This window comes from Microcoleus sp. B4-C2 (assembly GCF_036705265.1).
Classification (GTDB): domain Bacteria; phylum Cyanobacteriota; class Cyanobacteriia; order Cyanobacteriales; family Microcoleaceae; genus Microcoleus.
In genome coordinates this window covers 1-21,784 of sequence record NZ_JAUBUB010000084.1, presented here as the reverse complement: position 1 = coordinate 21,784, position 21,784 = coordinate 1, and the positions used below count along the sequence as shown (strand labels likewise).

At 45.0% G+C, this 21,784-nt stretch carries 26 protein-coding genes and 1 tRNA gene; 13 read left to right on the top strand and 14 right to left on the bottom strand.

Annotation, left to right across the window (positions count from 1 at the left end):
* Positions 1-249: 249 nt before the first annotated feature.
* Positions 250-492, bottom strand: a complete 243-nt coding sequence (locus QUB20_RS21605; protein ID WP_333052315.1) for a hypothetical protein — start codon at positions 490-492, stop codon at positions 250-252.
* Positions 493-629: 137 nt separating this feature from the next.
* Here QUB20_RS21605 and QUB20_RS21600 point away from each other — a divergent pair, with 137 nt between their 5' ends.
* A complete protein-coding gene (locus tag QUB20_RS21600; RefSeq protein ID WP_333052318.1) occupies positions 630-1,136 on the top strand; it encodes a hypothetical protein in 507 nt (168 codons plus the stop codon).
* Positions 1,137-1,562: 426 nt separating this feature from the next.
* On the top strand, positions 1,563-2,381 hold the full coding sequence (locus QUB20_RS21595) for an FkbM family methyltransferase (RefSeq protein WP_333249805.1): 819 nt from the start codon (positions 1,563-1,565) through the stop codon (positions 2,379-2,381).
* 188 nt (positions 2,382-2,569) lie between these two features.
* Here the strand turns inward: QUB20_RS21595 and ygfZ are convergent, their stop codons facing one another.
* From ygfZ to QUB20_RS21580, 3 genes are all read right to left on the bottom strand, one after another.
* Complete coding sequence (ygfZ, locus tag QUB20_RS21590; RefSeq protein WP_333249807.1) at positions 2,570-3,637, bottom strand: CAF17-like 4Fe-4S cluster assembly/insertion protein YgfZ; 1,068 nt, start codon at positions 3,635-3,637, stop codon at positions 2,570-2,572.
* 130 nt (positions 3,638-3,767) lie between these two features.
* Positions 3,768-4,151, bottom strand: coding sequence for a hypothetical protein (locus QUB20_RS21585; RefSeq protein WP_333249809.1), 384 nt, complete (start codon positions 4,149-4,151; stop codon positions 3,768-3,770).
* A gap of 186 nt (positions 4,152-4,337) precedes the next feature.
* Positions 4,338-4,409 (bottom strand) — tRNA-Val (locus QUB20_RS21580).
* A gap of 72 nt (positions 4,410-4,481) precedes the next feature.
* Between QUB20_RS21580 and QUB20_RS21575 the strand changes: the two genes are divergently transcribed.
* Both QUB20_RS21575 and mazG read left to right on the top strand, forming a co-directional pair.
* On the top strand, positions 4,482-5,072 hold the full coding sequence (locus tag QUB20_RS21575; protein ID WP_333249811.1) for a metal-binding protein: 591 nt from the start codon (positions 4,482-4,484) through the stop codon (positions 5,070-5,072).
* 6 nt (positions 5,073-5,078) lie between these two features.
* Positions 5,079-5,906: a nucleoside triphosphate pyrophosphohydrolase gene (mazG, locus tag QUB20_RS21570; protein WP_333249813.1), complete on the top strand. Its 828-nt coding sequence runs from the start codon at positions 5,079-5,081 to the stop codon at positions 5,904-5,906.
* Positions 5,907-6,029: 123 nt separating this feature from the next.
* Here mazG and QUB20_RS21565 read toward each other — a convergent pair whose 3' ends face one another.
* Genes QUB20_RS21565 through QUB20_RS21555 form a run of 3 tightly spaced genes read right to left on the bottom strand, consistent with a single transcriptional unit; the run spans position 6,030 to position 7,271 of the window.
* The gene (locus QUB20_RS21565; RefSeq protein ID WP_333091252.1) at positions 6,030-6,431 is read right to left on the bottom strand and encodes a helix-turn-helix transcriptional regulator; all 402 of its coding nucleotides are present in this window, start codon (positions 6,429-6,431) and stop codon (positions 6,030-6,032) included.
* A 32-nt stretch (positions 6,432-6,463) separates the two neighbouring features.
* Positions 6,464-6,844 carry a helix-turn-helix transcriptional regulator gene (locus QUB20_RS21560; RefSeq protein WP_333249815.1) on the bottom strand — a complete coding sequence of 127 codons (381 nt, stop codon included), beginning with the start codon at positions 6,842-6,844 and terminating at the stop codon, positions 6,464-6,466.
* Positions 6,845-6,869: 25 nt separating this feature from the next.
* Complete coding sequence (locus tag QUB20_RS21555; protein WP_333108046.1) at positions 6,870-7,271, bottom strand: helix-turn-helix transcriptional regulator; 402 nt, start codon at positions 7,269-7,271, stop codon at positions 6,870-6,872.
* Between the two features lie 174 nt (positions 7,272-7,445).
* On the opposite strand from QUB20_RS21555, the gene QUB20_RS21550 reads away from it, so the two are divergent.
* A complete protein-coding gene (locus tag QUB20_RS21550; RefSeq protein WP_333249817.1) occupies positions 7,446-7,829 on the top strand; it encodes a hypothetical protein in 384 nt (127 codons plus the stop codon).
* A gap of 128 nt (positions 7,830-7,957) precedes the next feature.
* Here the strand turns inward: QUB20_RS21550 and QUB20_RS21545 are convergent, their stop codons facing one another.
* Entirely contained in the window at positions 7,958-8,443 is a 486-nt protein-coding gene (locus QUB20_RS21545; protein ID WP_333063958.1) for an allophycocyanin subunit alpha-B, read from the bottom strand.
* 96 nt (positions 8,444-8,539) lie between these two features.
* On the bottom strand, positions 8,540-8,902 hold the full coding sequence (locus QUB20_RS21540; RefSeq protein ID WP_333291638.1) for a hypothetical protein: 363 nt from the start codon (positions 8,900-8,902) through the stop codon (positions 8,540-8,542).
* Between the two features lie 23 nt (positions 8,903-8,925).
* Here QUB20_RS21540 and rlmD point away from each other — a divergent pair, with 23 nt between their 5' ends.
* The 3 genes from rlmD to QUB20_RS21525 all read left to right on the top strand — a co-directional run bounded on the left by rlmD (position 8,926) and on the right by QUB20_RS21525 (position 11,229).
* Positions 8,926-10,338 carry a 23S rRNA (uracil(1939)-C(5))-methyltransferase RlmD gene (gene rlmD, locus QUB20_RS21535; protein WP_333249821.1) on the top strand — a complete coding sequence of 471 codons (1,413 nt, stop codon included), beginning with the start codon at positions 8,926-8,928 and terminating at the stop codon, positions 10,336-10,338.
* A 148-nt stretch (positions 10,339-10,486) separates the two neighbouring features.
* Entirely contained in the window at positions 10,487-10,906 is a 420-nt protein-coding gene (locus tag QUB20_RS21530; RefSeq protein WP_333249823.1) for a XisH family protein, read from the top strand.
* Complete coding sequence (locus QUB20_RS21525) at positions 10,894-11,229, top strand: XisI protein (RefSeq protein ID WP_333249825.1); 336 nt, start codon at positions 10,894-10,896, stop codon at positions 11,227-11,229. Before QUB20_RS21530 ends, QUB20_RS21525 begins: the two co-directional genes overlap by 13 nt.
* Positions 11,230-11,511: 282 nt before the next feature.
* On the opposite strand, the gene QUB20_RS21520 is transcribed toward QUB20_RS21525, so the two are convergent.
* Positions 11,512-11,832 (bottom strand): DUF433 domain-containing protein, encoded by a 321-nt coding sequence (locus QUB20_RS21520; protein WP_333249827.1) that lies wholly within the window; start codon positions 11,830-11,832, stop codon positions 11,512-11,514.
* A 318-nt stretch (positions 11,833-12,150) separates the two neighbouring features.
* Between QUB20_RS21520 and QUB20_RS21515 the strand changes: the two genes are divergently transcribed.
* The 4 genes from QUB20_RS21515 to QUB20_RS21500 all read left to right on the top strand — a co-directional run bounded on the left by QUB20_RS21515 (position 12,151) and on the right by QUB20_RS21500 (position 16,326).
* The gene (locus QUB20_RS21515) at positions 12,151-13,266 is read left to right on the top strand and encodes an SPFH domain-containing protein (RefSeq protein WP_333249829.1); all 1,116 of its coding nucleotides are present in this window, start codon (positions 12,151-12,153) and stop codon (positions 13,264-13,266) included.
* A gap of 532 nt (positions 13,267-13,798) precedes the next feature.
* On the top strand, positions 13,799-14,116 hold the full coding sequence (locus QUB20_RS21510) for a YkvA family protein (protein ID WP_333036095.1): 318 nt from the start codon (positions 13,799-13,801) through the stop codon (positions 14,114-14,116).
* A 143-nt stretch (positions 14,117-14,259) separates the two neighbouring features.
* Positions 14,260-15,300 carry a UDP-3-O-(3-hydroxymyristoyl)glucosamine N-acyltransferase gene (gene lpxD, locus QUB20_RS21505; protein ID WP_333249832.1) on the top strand — a complete coding sequence of 347 codons (1,041 nt, stop codon included), beginning with the start codon at positions 14,260-14,262 and terminating at the stop codon, positions 15,298-15,300.
* A gap of 162 nt (positions 15,301-15,462) precedes the next feature.
* On the top strand, positions 15,463-16,326 hold the full coding sequence (locus tag QUB20_RS21500; RefSeq protein WP_333249834.1) for a CPBP family glutamic-type intramembrane protease: 864 nt from the start codon (positions 15,463-15,465) through the stop codon (positions 16,324-16,326).
* Between the two features lie 421 nt (positions 16,327-16,747).
* Here the strand turns inward: QUB20_RS21500 and QUB20_RS21495 are convergent, their stop codons facing one another.
* From QUB20_RS21495 to QUB20_RS21480, 4 genes are all read right to left on the bottom strand, one after another.
* On the bottom strand, positions 16,748-17,206 hold the full coding sequence (locus tag QUB20_RS21495; RefSeq protein WP_333249836.1) for a hypothetical protein: 459 nt from the start codon (positions 17,204-17,206) through the stop codon (positions 16,748-16,750).
* 54 nt (positions 17,207-17,260) lie between these two features.
* The gene (locus QUB20_RS21490) at positions 17,261-17,623 is read right to left on the bottom strand and encodes a hypothetical protein (RefSeq protein WP_333249838.1); all 363 of its coding nucleotides are present in this window, start codon (positions 17,621-17,623) and stop codon (positions 17,261-17,263) included.
* Positions 17,624-17,707: 84 nt separating this feature from the next.
* Positions 17,708-18,046: a hypothetical protein gene (locus QUB20_RS21485; protein ID WP_333249840.1), complete on the bottom strand. Its 339-nt coding sequence runs from the start codon at positions 18,044-18,046 to the stop codon at positions 17,708-17,710.
* 173 nt (positions 18,047-18,219) lie between these two features.
* The gene (locus tag QUB20_RS21480; RefSeq protein WP_333249842.1) at positions 18,220-18,729 is read right to left on the bottom strand and encodes a hypothetical protein; all 510 of its coding nucleotides are present in this window, start codon (positions 18,727-18,729) and stop codon (positions 18,220-18,222) included.
* Positions 18,730-19,610: 881 nt separating this feature from the next.
* On the opposite strand from QUB20_RS21480, the gene QUB20_RS21475 reads away from it, so the two are divergent.
* Positions 19,611-21,593 carry an NB-ARC domain-containing protein gene (locus QUB20_RS21475; protein ID WP_333249844.1) on the top strand — a complete coding sequence of 661 codons (1,983 nt, stop codon included), beginning with the start codon at positions 19,611-19,613 and terminating at the stop codon, positions 21,591-21,593.
* Positions 21,594-21,784 lie beyond the last annotated feature (191 nt).

Here is a 21,784-nt window from a genome sequence, read left to right as displayed (position 1 = left end):
AATCCTGATTTTCTACAATAGGTAGGCGAAAATAAACTTTACTCTGTAACAGAATGTAAAGCTATCATAACTTTTGTGATTGCTTTGATAAGATATCGCTCCTTTGGGGAGCGTTTCACTCGTTTTTGACTACTTATGTATTTTCAAGCTTCATCGACCTAATGGAGTGCCTCATCTCTGACGCATCCCACAAGTTCGATCGCCAACTAAGTAGCATCGCCAATCACCGTCTCCCACAAAACATCAATTTTACTTGGGATTGAGGCGTTTAGAAACTTGGTTAATTATACCGCTGAGAATAGCACCACCCATAAGAATTCCCAGGGCGGGATTAAATACGGGCTGCCAGAGACTGTACCACAAATCAAAACCGAGATTCACCCCGGTCGATCGACCCGCTACTGCGATCACAAACCACCCAAAAATGGCAAAGACGAAAAACACATCAGCTACTAAAATCAAGTTGAGAAAGTTAAGAAATTTATCTTTCATTGTCGAGGGTTCCTTTTGAGTGTATATGTGTCAAGTTTTGGAAAGCGGTTGGTAGTCGAGCGGATTGATAGCTGCAACTGGCGATCGAATAAAGATAAAATATCATTCAATTGTTTTCGCGCACAGGCTGTCAAAATATGGTTCGCTATACACTTCCTCAAAGCCCCGAAATTATTTTAACTGTCAAGGGGAAAGATTCAGCCAAAGCCCGGGAAGAAGCGATGGATCGGCTGATGGATCTCATGGATGAGGGCAAGCTGCCTACGGAACTCGTGGAGGGATTTGGGCCCAAGCAGTTTGTTGAAGTTAAGGATATCGAAGATGCTGCGTCTGACGGCGAGGATGCGATTACTGAAGCCGTCCAGATTTTGAGCAATTTGGCAAGTCTCAAATTGAAAGTCATGGAATCCCGCGAAGAAGCACTCAAAATCCGGGCTGCGATCGACATTTTGTTTACAGATGAAGCTGTGACTGCCGAGGAAATCGCCAGCCTCAAAGACGGTTTCAAGGTTCTCAAAAACTTCGCTCAAGCTAACGTTCGCTATCGAGATGCTAGGAGTAAAGCCGAGTCAGCCCGTGCAATTCTCGACGAAGCTTTGCAATCTGTCGAACCGGAAAACAAGGCGCACAAATCCGCGAAATAGTAGCAGGTTACATGGAAACTCACATCTTGCACCATTCTCAAGAACAGGCCGTCCAGCTTGTTCCACAAGAAAATTTACTATAGCAATCCCAAATCATTTGTGTAATTTTTGTAGGGGCAAACCCCCCGTGGTTGCCCCATGAGGCAGGGTAGGCACTCTTAGCACTACCCCTACATCTTTTTACTCCTGCAAGGATTGCTATATATATTGTGGAACAGGCCGAAAAGCCTGTTCCTAAAAAGCTGATTGACAATGGTGCAACATCTGAGTTAAAACCTATTTCTGTCATTACGATCAGAAACGAAGAAATAGCAAACCTCGGCGATTGCTTCGTTTCTTTATTCAAACATACAATATTCGGACATACAATAACTCGGCTGCAAGACATACTATTAACTTTATCCACATTGAAATCTGGAAAAAATTGTGAACCAACAACAAACAGGAATTCTCAGAAACTCGATGTCAGGCAGCTTGCTGCTGGCTAAAGACTTAGGTTTTCAACCAAGAACTGTGATTGATGTCGGTGCCGCCTTGGGAACTTTTAATCTTTACGAAACTTTCCCCGATGCGCGACATTTGCTAATTGAGCCGATCGCCGAAAATGAACCTTACCTCGCCAAAATTTGCCGCAAGCTCAAAAGTGCAGAATACATTATTGCAGCAGCTACCAAAGAAGCGGGAGTTTTCACCCTCAACGTCAGTCCCGGTATGGTGCATTCTTCACTTTCTGAAAATCGCGTTACTGACAGCAGCAATCCTTATGTGAGAAACATACCAGCCATTACCTTGGATGGAATATGCAGGGAAAGAAACTTGCCAGGCCCGTATTTAATTAAAGTTGATGTAGACGGACAGGAATTAGATGTTTTAGCAGGAGCAACTGAGATTTTGCAGCATACTGAATATGTAATTGTAGAAGTTACATTGTTCGGTCAGATGTATGATGTAATGAGTTTTATGAACTCCCAAGGATTCGCAGCTTACGATATTGTTGATTTGTCCTATCGCCCGATTGATAAGGCTTTGTGGCAAGTTGATATGGCTTTTGTGAAGGAATCCGGTCACTTCAGAAGAGAGAGGGATTTCGCGACAGGAGAGCAGGATATCGAAGCACTTAACTCGCATCTCAAAGCTTATCGGGAAAGTTTCATCAAATACATTGACACTCATTACAGTGACCCAGTAGAGCCGGAACCGCAGGTCAGTCAAGCTATTTTGGGCGAAGATTATGTCATCATTTAATCAGCTATTGTGCATTTAAACTGCATACTTGGGGCGGCGTCGGAGCAACTTCCCACAAGAGTTTGATTATTTGTTGACGTGCAATTTAAATACTGATCTAGCTTATGATGTCCAGTAGAATACCCCCTATAGGTTCGTAGTGAGGAATTCAATCTATGAGGAATAAAGTCATCACTACAAACCCAAGCTTACAAACTTAAGAAAGGCAGGTTTACTACTTCCCCGGTCATTTCTCCTACCTGCACTTTCAATCCTTCGCCGCCCACTTTTGTGCGGATGTAAGCAAGACCAAAAAAGCCGGATTCAGTTTCCGTAAAACTGGTGAGTTTGCCGACTTTTTCCTCTCCGATTGTGACTGCTGTTCCGGGTTCAACCGCACCGCTCAACTGCACGCCCCAAAGTTCTTGTTTGACTCCTTTGTAGGTGTTCAACCGGGCAATTGTTTCTTGACCGATGTAGCAACCTTTGTCATAGGTAATCGTGTGTAAAAGGCGGGCTTCTAAGGGGTTGTAATCGTCTGTGAGTTCAAAATCGGGGGCGGGGCGTCCTTGTTCGATTCGCAGTTGTTCCCAAACTCGATCGCCCATCGGTACGGCCCCAGCTTTGACTAATTCTTTCCACAAGTGGGCTGCATCGCTTGCTGGCGCAATTAACGTGTATCCGGGAGTTGCTAAACCGCTACCAACCGCAACTCGAACCCCCCCTTCGTAAGGGGGGGAAAGAGGGGGGTTTTTTATCAATTTGTGAGTAGCGTAAGGTTGATTTTCGAGTTCGGTAACTCCAATTTTTTCTAGTAGTTGAGTGCTTTCCGGGCCGAGGAGACTGAAAGCAACAGTTGTATCGGTTAAATCTGTTAACTCGACGCGATCCATTGGGAAAATATAGCGATCGAGCAATTCCAGTAGTTGGCGGCGGCGGTTGGCTGAAACTAGCAGCAGTACGGCATCTTCTGTAGCATAAGCGGTGGCGAGGTCGATCGTCCGGGCGGTGGATGTGACGAAAACTGTGTCACAACCTTGACCGGGTTTGAGTATATTAAAGTTATTGGTACTTTGATTGTGCAAGAACCGCAGTCGATCGCTGTCTGAGATTTGAATGCGTCCCCAGTGAGTGCGATCGTACAAAGCCACACCTTGTTTCGTTGCTGCGATCGCTTCTGCGTCATTACCAAAACTGACTGGCACAATTTCTTTGGTTGTTAACTCTGCAAAAGTAGCACCTGTCGCTGCTTGAATGTCGTGCAATTTTTGAATCATAAGATTTTATTGACTGTTAATTGTTGACTGTTAACTGATGACTGTTGACTGATGACTGTTGACTGTTCGCTGTTGGCTGGAAAGCTCACCACTGACAACTGACAACTGTCAACTGACAACTCTCAACTGACTATTTGCCCAAATTAGCGAATATTTCTTGGATTAATTGGCCGGCTTTAGCATCAAGCCGATTCCAATCTACATCGCCAGTCTCATCATCAATCAAGCTAGTATCAATTACAACTTCTTGGCTTTGGATTTGACTGTGGGCGGGCTGGTAGTTGACAAAGCAGACTCGATAGCAAAGTTCCCAAATATCGACACATCTTTGCTCGCCTTGAAGCTCTAAAATTAGTTGATAGCCCGGAATGGGAATCTGCACTTCTTGATAAGTACCCGTCCAAACTGACTCCTCTAATTGTTTGCGGATGTTGTCGATCACTCGGATCATCGCTGGCTGCATGAGCAGTTCAGCTTGCTGCCACGCGATCGGGCTAGTTATTTTAGGCTTCATATACAAGGTTCTAAAAAAGAAAATCAATAAATTAATTTTCTAGCATTGGGTGCCAACTTTTGAGACATCCGCCCCAGAATGTTAAATTTAGTTGTCACCCAATTCAACAGTCAACCCTCAACAGCAACAGCCGTTCTCGGCTTGAAGGCTAAAAACGGCTGAAACTGTTGATATTGAGTTATCGGATGGGTAATGTAGGATTTGAACCTACGGCATCCTGCGTGTAAAGCAGGCGCTCTACCACTGAGCTAATCACCCAATTGCACTCACAAGGATTTATCATATCACAGTAACTCAGAAAGATCAAGTAAAAAAAATCCTAAACTTTAAATGCCCTCTGGCCGCACCCACGATCAAATAACCATGTGGAGTTTGCCCTTGGTGGCAGCCCTCACCTTTGGCCAGACGAGCAGCAGCAACCTGACTTTGCTCGTTTCCGGCAGTTTCTTATTCGGCGGGCTGATGTTTGGCCCCGACTTGGATATCTACTCCTGCCAGTATCAGCGCTGGGGATGGTTCAAACCAATTTGGCTCCCGTACCAAAAAAGCCTGCGCCACCGCTCTTTTTTGTCCCACGGCCCTCTGATCGGCACTGCTTTGCGAATCCTGTACCTCGCTATCTGGATCGTGGTTTTCGGATTGTTGGGATTGGCAATTGCCGAAAAAGTCGGGAATTTAGGCTGGAATTGGCAGGATGTGGTTTTGAGTTACGGGCGATCGATCTGGGAACACCACATCGAAATTTTAGCCGTTTATATCGGTCTAGAATTGGGCGCTATGAGCCACTATCTGAGCGATTGGGGCGGCTCGGCTTACAAAAGACTCAAAAAGAAAGGATTGAGCGGGTTGCGACCTCCTGGCACAATTAAGAGGCGCAAACGCCAACCAACCCGTCGCACTTCCAGCAAATCTAAAAGGTAAATTATTATGTCTAATTCTGAAAGTCGCTCGCTCACAGCACTCAAAGAACTTATAGAAGTTGTGGCCTCATTGCGATCGCCCGACGGCGGATGTCCTTGGGATTTAGCTCAAACTCCCCAAACTCTAATTCCTCACATCATCGAAGAAGCTTATGAAACCGCCGATGCGATTCGCAAAGGAGATAAAGATGCGATCGTCGAAGAATTGGGCGACTTACTGTTACAGGTAATTCTGCAAGCTCAAATTGCCAGCGAATCCAATCAGTTTACCTTCGCCGAAATAGCTGCAGGCATTACAGAAAAACTAATTCGGCGACATCCCCACGTCTTCGGCGATGTCGAAATCAACAGCGTCGATGAAGTCAACGAAAACTGGGAAAAAATCAAAGCAGCAGAAAAAGGCACAACATCGGAAAAGCCGCCAACTTTAGCCTCGAAAATGAGCCGTTATGCCAGCACTTTGCCGCCAATAGCCGCCGGGATGAAAATCTCTCAAAAAGCTGCGGAAGTGAGTTTTGATTGGGACAGTGTAGACGGCGTTTGGGATAAATTTCACGAAGAAATGGCAGAATTTGAACACGCTCTCAAACACGAGGATCAGGCAGCGCAGCAGTCAGAATTGGGAGATATTATGTTTGTGTTGATTCAATTAGCTCGCTGGTACGATTTAGATCCGTCGGCTGCTTTGCAAGGAACAAACGATCGTTTCGTGCAGCGGTTTGCGAAGGTAGAGGCTGCGTGCGATCGACCTTTGTCAGATTATGCCGCAGAAGAGTTAGAATCTCTGTGGCAGCAAGCTAAAGCTTTAATTGCTAAACAAAAGGGCGATGCGTAATATCAAATCCGTGGGTATCAGAATGATTAATCTCTCTCTTCTCTAACTCTGCGCCCTCTGCGCCCTCTGCGGTTAAAAACTCCCAATCTAACTAATTTTCTTTAATCAGACATCAAAAATCAACTACTCGTAGAGCTTCGCGTCATTGTACGGCGGATGTTCGCACGCGATGTAAAGCGCATTTGTCGGTTCCAGGGCTTCCCCAGTCACCGGATCGATCGGCTTGAGGACAAAGCATAACAGACTGAGCGATCGCCAATCCAAACTTTCTAACTTCCCGCGTTCGTAGCGACTAACAGTAGCATTACTAATACCGACATCTTTTGGTACAGGATCTCCGGCTGTCCGAAACAGAGCGGCCTCGTATTCTTTTGTGACCATTTCTGTTTCAATAATTGACCAGCCCCGAATCTCTCTAGCTGCTTTGAGAAGTTTGCCCAATCTACCGCGTCCCGTATCCGTAAATCGCACAGGGCGCAGTTTTTCCCGATCGACGACAGCCTTAAAGTCAAGAAATCCCGGCATTTTACAGATCCAATTTAACTATTAAGTCAATCCTACGCCTCGACGTTGGGGTTCCAAAATTCAGTTCCGATCAACAGTAAGTCTTCTAGAGTAACCAACCGCTTTTCAACCGGGTGAACTGGTTCGAGAACATCGAGGAACAGCCACAAAAGATCGGGTGCAGGCTTGTTGTAATAGCCATTTTCGATTCTCGAAATGCCTGCAATGCTGACCCCCAAAACTTTGGGCAAAGGCTCTCCCCCTAGATTATAAAATTGAGCCTCATGCTGCTTGGTCTTTTCGCTCAGTTCGTGAACGCTCCACCCCCTAGCTTCCCGCCACGAGCGCAGGAATTTACCCAACCGTCGCAGCCCGGTATCAGTAAATCTCCGTCTCAAGTATTCTTTTTCTCGTTTAGCTTCTGCTACAACCATCAGTCATCACCTATCTGCAAATAATCTAGTCGTAGAGCTTTGCGTCATTGTAAGGCGGATGTTCGCACGCGATATATAAAGCATTTGTCGGTTCTAGTGCCTCTCCTGTCACCGGATCGATCGGCTTGAGGACAAAGCATAACAGAGAGAGCGATCGCCAATCCAAATTATCCAGCTTCCCACGTTCGTAACGGTTGACTGTTGCGGCACTGATACCCACATCTTTGGGTACGGGTTGATTTGTCGCTGTGAACAGCGCCTCTTCGTACCCCCTTGTTTTGAACTGTGTTTCGCTAACAGACCAACCTATTGTCTGTCTTGCAGCCTTTAACATCTTGCCCAAACGCATCCGCCCCGTCTCCGTGAAGCGAACGGGACGCAATTCCTGCCGATTGTCTACCACAGCGTTGTTAGAGAGTGCTGACATTTTTTCCACCTACATTAACTCTCAAACTAGCACAGCATCAATGATTGAGGGTTGTACGAACAACATCTGAGTTTCCATTAAATATTGTTGCACAAGTGAGATAAGAATCTGATATAGAGTAAGATGTAATTGAGTCTAAACAGAACTTGCCTCTCAAGCCCTGAGTATACAGCCATGACAGCACTATTTCGCCGCATCCAACCCTCGAAAAAGCTCCGCATCACCGTCAGGTCGATCGCCCAACTGCTCAAAATCAGCCAAAACCTGATTAAGCGAGTCGAATCATGGGCTTTCGTGGTTTTCGTCCACCATCGGGATAGAGGCGGCCTGTTTGTCAGCTACCGCAGGCTGGAAGAATGGCAAAATGCGATCGCCCATCATATCCAAACCTGCCCCACCCTTGGAGAACTCTCGCAGCTCAAAACATCCATTCACTACGACAGCCGGAAATTCAAAAAACAATTTCTCCCAAAAACACTTGACTTTTTAAATCAAATGTGCACTGAAAAACAAGACGAACTCAACATCTGGGAAAGCTTAAACAGCATTGCTTCCTAGCAGAAAGGAGGCAGATTTCCTTGCCAAAAAACAGAAGCGAAACATTTGCGAGCAATTGCGAGATAAAATCACCCCAAAAATCACCCGCGAATGCTCCGCCACATTCATGAAAGCGATCGCCAAAGCAATTAAGACATTGCCTGAGCGATATAATCAAAATAAGGAGCTGCTTCCTTAGCATCCTCCTGATTGAGCAAAGCCAAAGAAGCTTCCTTCAAACAGCGGATAGCTTCGACCATGCCAGGAACAGGAACGCCGAGAGAATTATACATTTCCCGAACGCCAATCAAACCGATGCTTTCGATCGGCTCCTTGTCACCCGCCAAGATACCGTAGGTAATCAGGCGCAAGTACCAGCCGTAGTCGCGCAGACACAAAGCCCGTTCGCGTTGGCCGTAAGCATTGCCCCCAGGAGAGATAAAGTCAGGGCGTTTTTTCCAGAGTTTTTTGCTAGCTTCTTCAACAATTTTTTTCTCACTGTCAGACAGCGCAGTAGCAATACGCACCCGCTGTTCTCCGGTTTTAAAAAAATCTTTGATGCTTTGAAGTTCGCCGGTACTGGGATAGCGAAGTTCGTCGTCGGCTTGGAGAATTAGTTGGCTAACTACGCTCATTGTTATTCAAAAAAATTGAGGATATTTGAGAGTAAGATTAATTGACATTCTCATCCATTAAAGATGAGATTCTTGGTTGGGCGATTTACTTTGCTTCTAACATTTATCAACATTAGAAGTAGCGGGTAAATCTCCGCAAACGTTATGCTTGATGTTCAAGCCCGTTTCCCTGTGTTCCAGGGTACTGCGGGAAAAACTCAAAAACTGCGATTGAGAGTTTTGATGTCGGCAGACACTTTGACTGTTTAACGAGTTTTTGCTAGCTCGCCCCAACAGCATATCGCACAGGATCGATCGAGGCAACTCACGGCAGGCTTGACTTGCAGGTTGAAGCTTGGCTTTAGCAGCAAGACGTTCAGCAGCAGGAATACAGCCTGCAATTGAGCTTGAGTGCGATGGATGGAGCCCCGCTTCGCTACGACTTATCTCAGGAAAGAGAGAGCGATATTGCATTACCATATTAAATCCTACCACGACTACTTGTGACCAAATCTAAATTCCCCGCCCCAAACTCGACGAAATTGGCAAACCCTTGCCAGCAAGGTCAACTGATTGAGATAGAGATTACTGACTTGACAGACACCGGCGACGGAGTTGGTCGTTTTGGTGAGTTAGTAGTGTTTGTGCCCGATACCGTGACGGGCGATCGAGTCCTTGTCCGCCTCGTGCAAGTCAAATCCACCTATGCTACAGGCAAGCTGGACACACTTCTCGAAGCATCCGAACACCGCATCCGAGCTAACTGCATTGTCGCCGACAAGTGCGGCGGCTGTCAGTGGCAGCACGTAGATTATCCATATCAGCTTGCAGCCAAGCAAAATCAAATCATTCAAGCCTTAGAAAGGATTGGCGGATTTAGCAATCTGCAAGTTGATGAAATTTTAACGGGAAAAATCGAGGGATTTCCCCAATTTTTGGGATACCGCAACAAAGCGACTTATCCCGTGGCAATATCTGCAACAGGTCAAGTCCAAGCAGGTTACTATCAAAAAAGCACCCACAAATTAGTCAATCTCAATCAGTGTCCGGTGCAAGACCCGCGCCTCAATCCTTTGTTAAAAGAAGTCAAAGAAGACATCCACTGGCGGGATTGGCAAGTTTACGACGAAAAGAAACATACAGGAGAATTGCGTCACTTATCCTTGCGAATCGGACGGCGCACCGGCGAGATGCTGCTAACTTTAATAGTTCGCACTGGAGACTTGCCGGGACTCGAAGAGCAAGCATCAGAGTGGCTGAAACAATATCCTCAACTGGCTGGAGTTTGTTTGAATATAAATCCCGATCAAACTAATGTGATTTTTGGTGCAGAAACTCGCTGCATTGCGGGTCGTTCTTATCTGCGAGAAAGCTTTGCTGGTTTGAAATTTCAGCTAAGAGCAGATACTTTTTTTCAGGTAAATACAGAGGCTGCTGAAGCGCTGTTAGAGGTGATGGTAGGGGAATTGAATTTGCAGGGAAACGAGATTTTGGTTGACGCTTACTGCGGCATTGGTACTTTTACTTTACCCCTGGCAAAACAAGTAAAAATAGCCATAGGTTTAGAAGTGCAACCGGCGGCGATCGAACAAGCCCAATTAAATGCTGAGTTAAATGACGTGAGAAATGTCGATTTTCACACCGGAACTGTAGAGAGTTTGCTGCCTTCCTTGGGATTGACACCGGATATTGTGCTGCTAGATCCGCCGAGGAAAGGGTGCGATCGCGCGGTTTTGGAAGCTATCAAGGAAATCAAACCAAATCGTATTGTTTATGTTAGCTGCAAGCCTGCTACTTTGGCTCGCGACCTGAAGATTTTGTGCGAAAATGGGGATTATAAGTTAGCGCGAGTGCAGCCGGCGGATTTCTTTCCTCAGACTTCTCATGTTGAGTGTGCGGCGTTTTTAGTGAGGTGAGTGAAAGGGCGATCGCTTTTGGGAATTAAAGGGCGATCGCGCTTATTTGATTCTTGGCATTTTGGTTGAGTGTTATAATACTATTAGTGCTAAGTTCTTAAGTGCGTGGGTTTGGATAGAATGGAAACTAGGTCTTTGAGTAAATTCTATGTCGGCTAGGGATGTTTTCCATGAGTCTGTGAAATCCGCTCTCCTGAAGGATAATTGGGTAATTACCCACGATCCGCTGAAGCTAAAGTTTAGCGAAGACGATCGGCTCAGGATTGACTTGGGGGCGGAACAGCTTTTAGCCGCAGAGCGAGGTGTGCAGAAGATTGCGGTGGAGGTTAAAAGCTTTCTGAGTGAATCAGCTATGTTTGATTTCCACCTAGCCCTCGGTCAATTTTTGAATTATCGACTAGCACTCAGAAATTTGGAGCCTGATCGATCGCTCTATTTGGCAGTTCCGATCGCTGCTTATAATTCATTTTTTTCTCGTGCTTTGCCCCAAGCGGCGATAGCTGAGTACGATTTAAAATTGTTGGTATACGACCCTACTAATGAGGTGATTGTAGAATGGAGAGATTAGCTAAATATCGGCAGATTGTTCGCACTTTTTTGATGGAATATAGCAAGACTAAGCCTCTTAATGACGACATTGAAATCCAGGTATTATTAGACACCGAACATGACCATTATCAGATAGTAGATTTAGGTTGGGACGGTCACAATCGGATTTATAGTTGCCCGATCCACTTAGATATTAGAGATGGGAAAGTCTGGATTCAACGCAATCAAACCGATGAACTGATTGCTGAGGAGTTAGTGCTGATGGGTGTGGCGCGGGAGGATATTGTTTTGGGGCTTCAGCCTCCCTATGCAAGGCAGTTTACGAGCTATGGTGTCGCTTAGGCTGTGGCGATAGCACTTATAATGTCTTGTCACAAGGGCGATCGCTTTTAGGGAATGAAAGGGCGATGGCATCTGCTACCTCTACTTCATCAGGCTAGTTGTAAAGCAAGAAAGAGAATAATGTGGTAAATAACATGAATAATATATAGTGAGTTCTGAATTTGCGACATCTGCTAATTTTGGCTTGCTCGCAGCGTAAACGTTCGGATGCTGATCCCGTAACGACGTAAACCGCGCGCAATATTAGAGTCAATATGTTCGTCTAAATGAAAACGAATTTGCTCACTTACCTCTAATTGCCCTCAATTTTTCTTGTAACGGAGATGGGGGACTATTACGCTTTAATTCTTCCACAATAGCTCGACTTTCAGCAGTGTGACGATCGATTTCTTCTCGACGATCGTAATAATAGGTCATTGCAGCATGAACAGAGGCAAGTGGTAAGTCATACTTGCCGGCAATTTCTTCTATAGAAATTCCCATTTTCAGATACATTTCGGCGATGTGTGCTACAGCAATTCGATGGCCAGCAATGCGTGGCTTACCACCAAGTACCCCAGGCGTAATTTCGATATGTTCTGTGATGACTGATTCCTTAGACATTATAGTTAAAGGCTATTAATTGGTAATTTTTAAGCTCTTTAATATTAGCACAAATAGTCACACTTACAGGAAATTGTAGGGTGCGTTAGACATTAATTATTTCGATTTCAACAAGTTTTTCGGATCAGACGCACCCTACGGACAGTATTTCGATCGCCCCCACCATCAACTAGATGCAAGCTAGATCCAGTCCGGCCTGAATCGGGGGGTGTCCAGAAGTATAGAATAGAGGTTGCGGAACCGGCACACCGCCCGATCGCTCGCCCCCAGCAATTTGTTACCCTAAAAATAGAATCTCCCCTCCCTCAACTCCCTCCCATGAACAACGCTTCTCCACTAATTCAAACCGTCACACCCGAACGCTGGGCCGGGTTTAGTATGGACTTTATAGGGGCGGGTTACACGGGTTTGTTGGTCAAAAACGGCCGCGCCGTGCGTACCCTAAAATCCGGGCGGCATTTCAGCTTCGCCCTTCCCCTGCTGGAACAGTGTCAAATTGTCATCGTAGACACCAAACTCCGCAATTTGGAGGTACAGTCGCACGGAGATTTTTTGTCTAAGGATCGGTTTTTAATTGATGCTACTCTGACTGTTATTTATCAAGTTATAGATCCGAAACGGGTAGCTTTGGAATTGTCCGATCCTATAGCTGTTTTAGCAAGTGCAGTTAAGGATTGTATGGGATTAGCGATCGGGCAAATACCCCTACAACAGCTTATCAGTCAAGGACGGCTGTTGCTGCGCCAAAATTTGCTCGATCGCGTCCAAGATTTTTATACTCTAGGTTTTAACTTAGAAGACGTGCGAATTGGCGATGTCAGCTTTCCCGAAACCAACGGAGTTATTCGCCAAGTTGAGGGAATGAGTGCCCGACAAGAAGCAGAAAATGCCGCCGCCCTGCAAATGAGAATTGCCGAAGCAGGCCGTCCGATTGTTCCTCAATCTCCCGTACAGCAGTTAAACTTAATTTCAGGTAATTCTCCTGCGAGTCTTCCAGCTTCAGACACAGCAGCAGGGTTCGATCGCGATTTACAACAACTAACAGAACAACTTGCTCAAAACAGCCTTCCTCCTGGGAGAAATCCTCCCCAACTTGCACCAACCGTACTCGCAAGCAGCGATCGCCAAACTACCGCATATTTAATCTACAAACTTTCTGGAGAAGCGATCGCCCTAACAGCCAATCCCTTTACAATTGGACGCGAACCAACCAACACATTAGTATTACAAGATCCGCAAAGTTCGCGCTACCACGCTCAAATCCGCCGGGCCACTGACGAACTGGGCAAACAGCGATATCAGCTTGTCGATAGCGGCAGTTCCAACGGCACTTTTGTAGGGGGACAGAGGCTGGCTGCTAACGAGCCTTTTTGGCTGCCAAATGGCTGCGAAATTGCGATCGGCGACCAAAAATGGATCTTTCAAAATTCGTGAGTTAGAGATATAAAGATGTTTTTAAACAGCAGATAAACACAAATGAATCCCATCAGCGTTCATCTGTGTTTATCTGCTGACATCTGCGGTTAAAAAACCCCAATCTAAGTAACTTGCTTTAATCACAATATACAAGTAATAGATGAAGATGGTTTTAAACAGCCGATAAACACAGATAAATTCCATCACCTTTCATCTGTCAGGTTTCTGTAGGGCCGTTACCAAGAGTCCCCGCCCTTCCGACACAGCTTGACCGAAAGCATCCAGGATACCCGCCACGTGATTCATCCGTCCAGAAATAAAAAACCTGTATCCGATAAACTTGCCCCCGAATTTATCTCGCGCAAGTCAATGCTTCAATTCTAAAATCTAAAATCTAAAATCTAAAATCTAAAATCGATTGACAACTTCTCCCTACCCAATTCCCAATACTCCCAGGTAGAAGTCTCTTGCCAACCCTAGGGGGGATATCTCCACAAGCATTTCGAGCGACAATTTGTCAAGATGGAAAATATAAGTAGAGGACAACCGCATGAACTTTTCTATACAATCTGTTTACAACTGGTACCGCGACACCCTCCGCAACCCCAAATACCGCTGGTGGATTATTCTGGGAACCCTGGCATATCTGGTAAGCCCGATCGACATTGCCCCAGACTTTCTCCCCGTCATCGGACAAATTGACGATGTGGCAATTGCAGTCTTGCTGATTTCCGAAGTGTCCCAAATGGCGATCGACTACTTTAAATCTCGCCAAACAGAGACAGCCTCAGCATCCGAAGCCACCGGTGCCAATTATTCTGAAGCCAACGGCAGCACCGTTGACGTAGATGCAGTTTCTGTAAAATAATTGCCAAAAATAATCGATCGCTACAACCCCGACTTCTTCGAGAAATCGGGGTTTTTGTTTTTTAAATGGCAACTGCTCAGATCGTGCTCCAAAGCTGGTACTTTTAACTATGATCCATCTGTGCTAACAACAAATTTTTATAGATGAAGTTTAGCGAAATAGTACAAAAACTTAACTTAGCCACCAGTCGCACCCTCACAGCGTCGGTTGCTAGCGATCCAGAAATTACAAGCGCGGCCCCTGTTGATGAAGCTGCATCGGACACAATCAGTTATATAGAAGGTGCTAAATTTGCCGCTCATACAGCCACTACAAATGCTTCGGCTTTAATTTTACCCTTAGATGAAAGTCTCCAAGCTCAATGTACCGATCGCAACATTGCTTGGATTGCTGCTGCAGATCCGCGATTGCTGTTTGCTGAAACGATCGCCATTTTTTATCAACCGTTTCGCCCAGCATCGGAAATTCATCCCTCAGCCGTCGTTCACCCCTCAGCAGAAATTGGTGAAAATGTCTATATCGGCCCCCACGTCGTTATTCAAGCAAAAGTCAAAATAGACAACAACGTTTGCATTCATCCAAATGTTGTAATTTACCCAGATGCGGAAATAGGCGAAGGCACTGTTTTACACGCTAATTGTGTCATTCACGAACGTACTCGCATCGGGGCAAATTGCGTGATTCACAGCGGTGCGGCGATCGGTTCCGAAGGTTTTGGGTTCGTGCCAACAGCCACAGGATGGGTGAAAATGGAGCAGTCTGGCTGCACTGTATTAGAAGAGGGCGTTGAGGTTGGCTGCAACAGCACGATCGACAGGCCCGCTGTCGGAGAAACCCGCATCGGCCAGAATACAAAAATCGACAATTTAGTACAGGTAGGTCACGGCTGTCAAGTCGGGAAAAATTGCGCCTTTGCCGCTCACGTTGGCATGGCTGGCGGAGTAAAAATTGGCAACAATGTAATTTTGGCAGGTCAAGTGGGAATTGCTAATCAAGCCAAAATCGGAGACGGGGCGATCGCCACTGCTAAAGCCGGAATTCATAGCGACGTGCCCGCAGGTGCGATCGTGACGGGTGTTCCAGCAATTCCCCACAAACTATTTCTGAAAGCCGCAGCCGTCTACAACCGCTTGCCCGAAATGTACCAATCTCTGAGGCAAATTCAGCGCAAGCTCGATCGGTAGTCAATTGGCAGTTGGCCGTTGTCACTTGACAGTTGTTATTAGTTAGACTTGTAGGTTGGGTTGAACGAAGTGAAACCCAACGTCCACTAGAATTAGGTGTTGGGTTTCATTCTTCAACCCAACCTACATATATTATAAGCGATCGCCCGGACATAATATGATATGTGGAATAGTATAACTAACCTGCGACTGCTGTCGCCGTCAATACCAGCAATTGTCAAAATAATCTTGTTTTTCTCAACTTGGGTAGTTTTGTGGTTGCCCATAGCAATTATGCTGGCGATCGCTCTCAAATGGCATCCACCCCAACCCCTGGGAAACAAAAAATTACCTTTACTAGCTTCCCTCTACGTGATTGTCCCCTTCATTTTATGGGCGACAAGTTGGATTGAAAACACATCTTTTACTAACTGGGGTTGGGATTGGCAACCCGCAGTTTTGATGTCATTACTGCGGGGATTAGGATTAGGAATAATCAGCTTAGTAATTTTATTCGGTCTGCAATTAACCGCAGGCTGGATAGATATAAAAAACAGCGAAAGTTCCACCGAAACAGGCGAAAAAAAAATTAATTTGTGGACTTTAATTTTTAACCCTGCTAGTCTGCTGACTCTGTTATTAGGACTGTGGATTAGCGCCACAGAAGAGTTAATCTTTCGCGGCTGCTTGCAAACAATCCTCCAGCAAGATTACTCCGTGCTAATCGCAGCAGCGATCGCCAGTTTCATTTTTGCGATCGCCCATCTAATTTGGGCCGCCAAAGAAACTCTACCGCAACTACCCGGATTGTGGCTGATGGGGATGGTTTTAACATTAGCCCGCATCGCCGACAATGGCAGTTTAGGATTGGCGATCGGCATTCACGCAGCTTGGATTTGGGGTATAACTACCGTAGATACAGAAGGCGCAATTAAACCTACTTCTACCGTACCAGAATGGATTACAGGAATAGCAGCAAAACCGCTAGCCGGTGCCGCCGGAATTCTGTTATTGCTAGCAACAGCAGCCGTGCTTTTGTTAATTTAAATAAGACTTACCCTAATAAATGCGGTTTCTTATAAAAGATTTGCTCTCCTATATTTGTGTTATAAATGATAGTATAGTAATCCTAAATCATTTGTGAATTTCTTACTCCCTCCCCTTAGCAAGGGGAGGGTTGGGGTGGGGTTAAAAAATTTATGGCTCATGTAGGATTGCTATATAAGCGTCTTCCTCATCCGGGATAGGGGGCTCGCAACACAAGAATTTTTATTTTGCTGAGTACCATAAACTCAGGAGATTTGGATTATGATATCAATTCCGGTGGCACTCCTCATAATAGTTGACTGTTAATTGTTAACTGTTAATTCGATGTCGCAAAACTCAATGATGGTTGAGTGTTGAATGTTGACTCGATTTTACGGCAGACGATCAAGCGCGGATTTGATATGATATCTACTCTCTTGAATCAAATATTCAAAGGACGTGATGGCGGTGGTGGCATTGGCGGTTTAGCGATCGCCAGAGACTTAGAATAGCGGGCCTCTAAAACACCAGTTCTAAACTGAGCCACTTTTTCTCCCTTCCTGTGAAATACTATCACATTAACCCGACTGCTGTAAATAGTCAGATAGCGCTGTTTGACAATGAAGGCAAGAATAATAAAGACAACACCGATAAAAATACTGAGAGTCGGAATTCCTAACCAAAACAGCCACCAAGTACAACCCTCTCCTGTTTCAATCGCTCTAACATCCTCAATCGGAATAAACACCTCTTTTGTTTCTAATCCAAAAAAAGATTCCGAGCTGATTTGTAACATTTCGCCTGCCAATTTAACCGTAATTGTGCCATTACTTTGAACGGGAACAATCCCCACAATTTGACCAGGTGTACCGCTGATTTGGATGACTTGATTAGATTTCATATTTATTGTCAATAGACGGTTCGGAAAAGCTATTAGATCGCCTCCTTTTAGGATTTAGCACGTCCGAAGAATTGTATAACAACAACCTCGACCTATTTGTTGACTCAAACTTGCTCTACCTATCGCCACAAGTACCACTAAAACCTCCTGCGTATAATAGGAAAGCTGATGCCCATAGCTGTAAGGTAAATTTAACTTGCTGGCAACGGGTTTGAGGACATCTGCTGCTTCATCTTTATTAACTTGATGTCCCTTGAGTTGATTGTACAAATACTCCACTACTTCACAAGTAATGTTTTTTGTAAATACGATTGTAGGTCTTTGAGCCTTAATCACATCTACTCGATAGTTTGAGCCTTCACGGTAGACGAGGTGGCAGTTGCGTAATCTAACCTCTCCAATCAATTCGCTCTCCATCTGTTCCTCCTATTTGATTCTCTAAGCAATTAGCAGCGATCTATCTTGGGCAATTTACCAATAAAATTGCTCATCTCATATTTACTAAAACCCAAACTCTTCCCCAAGTCTCCGCCTCAAATCTCCAGATATTGGTAATTGGCGGATTTCTTTGCAAATTGCAGCATGAGATTCTCCATTTTGAATGCGCTGCCTGTAAATTCCAATTAACAGCGCTTCAAGACCGTACTTAGATAACATTTCTGTCGCTAAACCGGTGATGCCCAGCAAAGCAATGCCACCGAACATTCCTGCTGGCCCACCTAACATTGCCAAAGCTGTCGTAATTGCGGCAGCTCCTGCAAAACCTGTAGTTGCCATCACAATTAGAAGTAAAATCACAGGCAATCCTAGTCCAGCAGCTTTCCTAACAAACTCGTCCATAATGTCGCTCCTAGTCTGTATATAGAGGAATTAAAAATTCGAGAATTTGGTTTTTTTGCCTTAACTTCCCTTTAACAAAAGCCTTCAATGAAACAAGCCCAAAAATTTATTTACTCATTTCATGAATTTTTACTAATTTATTGAAGTATTTGGTAGGTGTTTAAGTTTGGTCTCTAGTCTCTTACCTCCTTCCACTCCAAAAACTTGATAGACAAATCATTGTTACTACGATCGCCTAGTTGAAGAGCATTATCCATAATTCTCCTGAATTCATAACCCTGATTGGGGGTTAATACACCGCCAAGCGGAACAGTCAAAAATTCGACTACAGCTCCGTCTCGTTTATCGATAAATTGGACGCTGATAGACTGAACTTTAGCCGTCTTACTTTGCTTGTTGGTCAACCGCCCTACAAGAAATCGCTGAGTTCCTGTATTTTCCATAGCTAATCCAGTTAACTCCAGTCCATTCACGAGCTGAACCCTAAAAGGGTCTGGCTTCCGCGGGTTTTCAGGTGGTTTGGGAAATCGACAAAGCTCATCGAGAGATTCATACTGTTTTCTTTCAGAATTCAACTGAAAACACCCCGGATACTCTTGGGCGATCGCCCTCGGAAACAGATTGAAAACAGACAGAAGCGCGATCGTCGGTAAAGCGGTTATCAACTTGACGCACCTAAACATGGCCTTTTACTCTCCAATCGAGTAACGATACTCATCAGTTGTTTTAGTCCAGCAGTTTTCACAGGTAAATCTGGTTTCGACATCTACTGATTAACCAGGGTCAAACCCAAAAATTATGCAAAGCTGAGGGGGAAACTGTATTCAGGTTCGCTGAACTCAGAAAGCTCTCCGGCTGCGCCGACTTTCTGAAACATCCACCGCGCCTAACTGAGATTAATGTATCAAGGAAAGTTCTAGTTTGTCAAGCTAATGCTCAAAAAAATCTCATCAAGTGAGAAAAAAGCATCAAAAGCCGATTTCACAAGGCTCTAGCCCCTCTAATGGCAGGGCGGTTTCTCAGAAAAACCAGGATCTTGTAGGGGCGGTGCCCCCGTGCCCGCCCTGCCCCCGTGCCCGCCCTGCCCCCGTGCCCGCCCTGGCCCAGACAGGATAAATTGGACATTTCAGCGATCGGGGCAACCACGGGGGGTTTGCCCCTACAGGAGAATGAAACAGCCCTGCCTCTAAGGGCAACTGAAACAAGCTCTAAACCTGTAGCAATCAAGTATCCCGATCGAGCAACTGCTCCAACTTTCAGCCGATCGCCCCTCAATCATGCTGTTTTTTATCTCGTTTACCTCGTTTTAAGTGAGAAAAAAGCCCATATAATCAAGTTACAGCCCAGAAGCCTCTGTTTGCGCCACCCCTCAGTTATTCTGTTGTCCATCTCGTTTACCTCGTGATAAGTGAGAAAAAAGCCCATATAATCAAGTTACAGCCCAGAAGCCTCTGTTTCCGCTGCCCAAATTTCTGTGTTCGCTTATTTCGCGCGATCGCCCCCTCCTTTCCCAGCTATCTTTGAGTAGAACCGCCCGCTTTGTAATACCTGTATTTAACGTAGTATGAAACTTCCCGAAGATTTTTTAATAACTTTAGCCACTAAAGTTGGCATTTCCGAAAACGAATTTGAAGTCTTATCAAGAGCAATCAAAGGCGAATCCATGTCTGATATTTCAGATCAGCTTCGCGTTCGCAAAGATGCCTTACAAAAACGCCTGGGAGAAGTGTATAAAAAATTTGAAGTTCAAGGTGCTGGGCCTGGAAAATTAGCCAAACTCCAGCAAATTCTCGTAACTGAATACCAGAAACAAGTTGCCAATAACCGTCACGATGCTACAACCGATCGCGAAGTTTATCCAACCGTAGAGAATACCCGCTTTCAAGACACAACTATCCCTCAATTCTCACCGCGTATTGATTGGGGAAAAGTCCCAGCTAAAGAACCTTTTTACGGACGTAATTCCGAAATAGACACTCTCAAAAAATGGATAGTGACAAACCGTTGTCGAGTAGTCACAATTTGTGGCATGGGAGGGATTGGCAAAACAGCATTAGCTACCCAAACTCTACAACAAATTCAAGGGGAATTTCAAACCATAATCTGGCGAAATATCGCCACCTCTGGTCCCCTTGAAAAACTATTGCCAGACCTATTGCAATTCCTATCTCATCATTCAGAAATCGACCTTCCCAAACTCAGCAACTCACTCATCGCCCAATTAATAGAATATTTGCGTTTAACCCGCTGTTTATTAGTCTTCGATGAAGTCGAAACTATCCTCCAAAGCGGACAGCTACCAAGACACTACCGCCCCGGATACGAAAGTTACCGGGAACTCTTCCAACAAATAGCACAAACACCTCACCAAAGTTGCCTGCTTCTCATCAGTTGGACTCACCCTATAGAACTCGATATTTTAGCAGAAGAAACCTTACTTTGTCGAGCTTTAGAACTGAGTGAGTTACCAGAAAAGGATGCCAAACAAATCATTTTATCCGCCCCCAAAGTTTCTACTTCAGAGAGTAATTTGCTATCAGAACTCATTTACCTATATGGCGGCAATCCCCTCCTTTTAAAAATAGCTGTCACTCACGCTCAAGATATGTTAGCGGGCAATTTAGCACAACTCGTCAAAAAAACTCCGTCGGTTATTGAGGGCATTGTCCGAGATTATTTCCAAGAGCAATTTCAGGATTTTCATGAATTAGAAGTAAAAGTATTGTCTTGTTTGGCGAGCAATAAACCCGCCACCCTTAGCGAGTTGCAATCCAGTCTCCTATTTGCTGAAGACTTATCAGAATTGAAACTGGCTGTAGAAATTCTAATCGAGCGATCGCTCCTGCAAACCCTCACCGACTCCGATGAAGAACGCCTGACAGTCAGCCCCCAGGCTAGGCTATTTGTCACCCATCAATTAATTGCTAAATACCTAAATCAAATTGGTTACAAGAAATACTTAGAGAGTGAGTTACAGACGGCAAAATGTTATTTAACACAAACCCTTCGCTACAATCCAGAACTGCCAGCAGCTAACTACAATTTAGGGTCAACCTACGAAAAACTAGAAGATTTGCCCAACGCTCGCCAGCACTACAAAAAAGCCGCAGAATATAAAAACAGTCGCGCTGCCGGTGCTGCTGTCAATAATTTAGCTCGATTGGAAATTCTCAGCGAAAATTTTGACGTAGCGGTAGAACTAATTCTCTCCATTTTGCCACAGGTTAATGACAAAATTGTCCAAGTCACGCTCCACAAAAATCTGGGATGGGCTTATCTAGGACTGCAACTTTACAGTGAAGCAGAGACTCACTTGGAAAAAGCAATTGAATTAGATAACTCCTATGCTGTTGCACACTGCTTGCTAGCACAAGTTCTCGAAGCAAAAGGGGAGACAACAGCAGCTCTTTCTTGCTGGCAAAAATGCCTGAATTGCTCGACACAAGGCCAACAACAAGAAGGTGTGGCGTGGAAACTTCCCGAATTAAGTATTTGGAAGAGTTTTGCGCGCGAGAGGCTCAGTGCTTCGGGCAGAGAACCTAATTAATTAAATTTTAATTAAATTACAGTAGGGTGCGTCAGTAGTTCTCAGTTTTTCGCTCCTACTTCACCATTTAACTAGCTGACGCACCTACTGAAAGCTCGCTAACAATTAAAGTTATTTAGGATCGCAAATTAAATAACTTACAATTTTAATTGTTATTGTGGGATGGGCGTCCCGCCCGTCCAAAAAGGACG

Excerpts from the sequence above, each read along its gene's own strand:
- QUB20_RS21605 (WP_333052315.1), bottom strand. The coding sequence starts at position 492 with ATGAAAGATAAATTTCTTAACTTTCTCAACTTGATTTTAGTAGCTGAT.
- QUB20_RS21600 (WP_333052318.1), top strand. The coding sequence starts at position 630 with ATGGTTCGCTATACACTTCCTCAAAGCCCCGAAATTATTTTAACTGTC.
- ygfZ (WP_333249807.1), bottom strand. The coding sequence starts at position 3,637 with ATGATTCAAAAATTGCACGACATTCAAGCAGCGACAGGTGCTACTTTT.
- QUB20_RS21585 (WP_333249809.1), bottom strand. The coding sequence starts at position 4,151 with ATGAAGCCTAAAATAACTAGCCCGATCGCGTGGCAGCAAGCTGAACTG.
- QUB20_RS21575 (WP_333249811.1), top strand. The coding sequence starts at position 4,482 with ATGCCCTCTGGCCGCACCCACGATCAAATAACCATGTGGAGTTTGCCC.
- mazG (WP_333249813.1), top strand. The coding sequence starts at position 5,079 with ATGTCTAATTCTGAAAGTCGCTCGCTCACAGCACTCAAAGAACTTATA.
- QUB20_RS21565 (WP_333091252.1), bottom strand. The coding sequence starts at position 6,431 with ATGCCGGGATTTCTTGACTTTAAGGCTGTCGTCGATCGGGAAAAACTG.
- QUB20_RS21560 (WP_333249815.1), bottom strand. The coding sequence starts at position 6,844 with ATGGTTGTAGCAGAAGCTAAACGAGAAAAAGAATACTTGAGACGGAGA.
- QUB20_RS21555 (WP_333108046.1), bottom strand. The coding sequence starts at position 7,271 with ATGTCAGCACTCTCTAACAACGCTGTGGTAGACAATCGGCAGGAATTG.
- QUB20_RS21550 (WP_333249817.1), top strand. The coding sequence starts at position 7,446 with ATGACAGCACTATTTCGCCGCATCCAACCCTCGAAAAAGCTCCGCATC.
- QUB20_RS21545 (WP_333063958.1), bottom strand. The coding sequence starts at position 8,443 with ATGAGCGTAGTTAGCCAACTAATTCTCCAAGCCGACGACGAACTTCGC.
- QUB20_RS21540 (WP_333291638.1), bottom strand. The coding sequence starts at position 8,902 with ATGGTAATGCAATATCGCTCTCTCTTTCCTGAGATAAGTCGTAGCGAA.
- QUB20_RS21530 (WP_333249823.1), top strand. The coding sequence starts at position 10,487 with ATGTCGGCTAGGGATGTTTTCCATGAGTCTGTGAAATCCGCTCTCCTG.
- QUB20_RS21525 (WP_333249825.1), top strand. The coding sequence starts at position 10,894 with ATGGAGAGATTAGCTAAATATCGGCAGATTGTTCGCACTTTTTTGATG.
- QUB20_RS21520 (WP_333249827.1), bottom strand. The coding sequence starts at position 11,832 with ATGTCTAAGGAATCAGTCATCACAGAACATATCGAAATTACGCCTGGG.
- QUB20_RS21515 (WP_333249829.1), top strand. The coding sequence starts at position 12,151 with ATGAACAACGCTTCTCCACTAATTCAAACCGTCACACCCGAACGCTGG.
- QUB20_RS21510 (WP_333036095.1), top strand. The coding sequence starts at position 13,799 with ATGAACTTTTCTATACAATCTGTTTACAACTGGTACCGCGACACCCTC.
- lpxD (WP_333249832.1), top strand. The coding sequence starts at position 14,260 with ATGAAGTTTAGCGAAATAGTACAAAAACTTAACTTAGCCACCAGTCGC.
- QUB20_RS21500 (WP_333249834.1), top strand. The coding sequence starts at position 15,463 with ATGTGGAATAGTATAACTAACCTGCGACTGCTGTCGCCGTCAATACCA.
- QUB20_RS21495 (WP_333249836.1), bottom strand. The coding sequence starts at position 17,206 with ATGAAATCTAATCAAGTCATCCAAATCAGCGGTACACCTGGTCAAATT.
- QUB20_RS21490 (WP_333249838.1), bottom strand. The coding sequence starts at position 17,623 with ATGGAGAGCGAATTGATTGGAGAGGTTAGATTACGCAACTGCCACCTC.
- QUB20_RS21485 (WP_333249840.1), bottom strand. The coding sequence starts at position 18,046 with ATGGACGAGTTTGTTAGGAAAGCTGCTGGACTAGGATTGCCTGTGATT.
- QUB20_RS21480 (WP_333249842.1), bottom strand. The coding sequence starts at position 18,729 with ATGTTTAGGTGCGTCAAGTTGATAACCGCTTTACCGACGATCGCGCTT.
- QUB20_RS21475 (WP_333249844.1), top strand. The coding sequence starts at position 19,611 with ATGAAACTTCCCGAAGATTTTTTAATAACTTTAGCCACTAAAGTTGGC.